This window comes from Streptomyces sp. WELS2, assembly GCF_013870595.1.
Lineage (GTDB): Bacteria > Actinomycetota > Actinomycetes > Streptomycetales > Streptomycetaceae > Streptomyces.
The window spans coordinates 1-1,172 of record NZ_JACBWZ010001310.1 but is presented as its reverse complement, the minus strand read 5'-3'; the positions used below and the strand labels follow the sequence as shown (position 1 = coordinate 1,172).

The window sequence follows — 1,172 nt, the reverse complement described above, 5'->3', positions numbered from 1 at the left end:
TGGCGTTCCTGCTGCTGCCGCTGCTCGCGCTGCTCGTCCGCGCGCCCTGGCACTCTTTGCCGAAGCAGTTGGGCAGCACGGAGGTGTGGCAGGCGCTCCAGCTGTCGCTGATCAGCGCGACCGCCGCGACCGCCGTGAGCCTCGTCCTCGGCGTCCCGCTGGCCTGGCTGCTGGCCCGTACGGACTTCCCCGGCCGTGGCCTGGTACGGGCCCTGGTCACCCTGCCGCTTGTGCTGCCGCCGGTCGTCGGCGGTGTGGCGCTGCTGCTGGCGCTGGGCCGCAACGGTGTCGTCGGGCGGTGGCTGGACGCGTGGTTCGGGATCACGCTGCCGTTCACCACCACGGGGGTCGTGATCGCGGAGGCGTTCGTGGCGATGCCGTTCCTGGTGATCAGCGTCGAGGGCACCCTGCGCGCCGCCGACCCGCGCTACGAGGAGGCGGCCACCACGCTCGGCGCGTCCCGCTTCACCGCGTTCCGCCGGGTGACACTGCCGCTGATCGCGCCCGGCATCGCGGCCGGCGCGGTGCTGGCCTGGGCGCGGGCGCTCGGCGAGTTCGGCGCGACGATCACCTTCGCGGGCAACTTCCCCGGCCGCACCCAGACCATGCCCCTGTCGGTCTACCTCGCCCTCCAGGACGACCCGGAGGCCGCCATCGCCCTCAGCCTGGTGCTGCTCACCGTGTCGATCGCGGTCCTGGCAGCCCTCAGGGACCGCTGGATGACAACCCCATGACCCACACCGACCCCCACGCCGACGGACAGCCCACCCACGGCGCCACCGCCACCCCACCCGCACCCGCACCCGCGGCCGCCCACGGCACTCCGCCCCCGAATCCGGCCCCCGGCCTGGACGCCCACCTCGTAGTCGACCGTCCCGGATTCCGTCTGGACGTGACCCTGACGGCCGCCCCCGGCGAGGTGGTGGCCCTCCTCGGCCCCAACGGGGCCGGCAAAACCACCGCACTGCGCGCCCTCGCCGGCCTCACCCCCCTCACGGACGGCCACCTGCACCTGGACGGCTCCCCCCTGGAGCACACGCCCCCCGAGTCCCGTCCGGTCGGTGTCGTCTTCCAGGACTACCTGCTCTTCCCCCACCTGTCCGCCCTGGACAACGTCGCCTTCGGACCCCGCTGCCAGGGCGTGGGCAAGGCCGAGGCCCGCGCCCAGGCGG

2 protein-coding genes are annotated in these 1,172 nt (G+C 74.2%); both read left to right on the top strand.

The genetic code is table 11. The annotated features are described in order from the left end of the window. A partial coding sequence (modB, locus tag H5J33_RS35985) for a molybdate ABC transporter permease subunit (RefSeq protein ID WP_181798846.1) occupies positions 1-734 on the top strand: 734 nt, incomplete at its 5' end. After that, the coding region (locus tag H5J33_RS35980) for an ATP-binding cassette domain-containing protein (RefSeq protein ID WP_181798844.1) at positions 731-1,172 on the top strand (442 nt) is incomplete at its 3' end. The genes modB and H5J33_RS35980, both read left to right, overlap by 4 nt.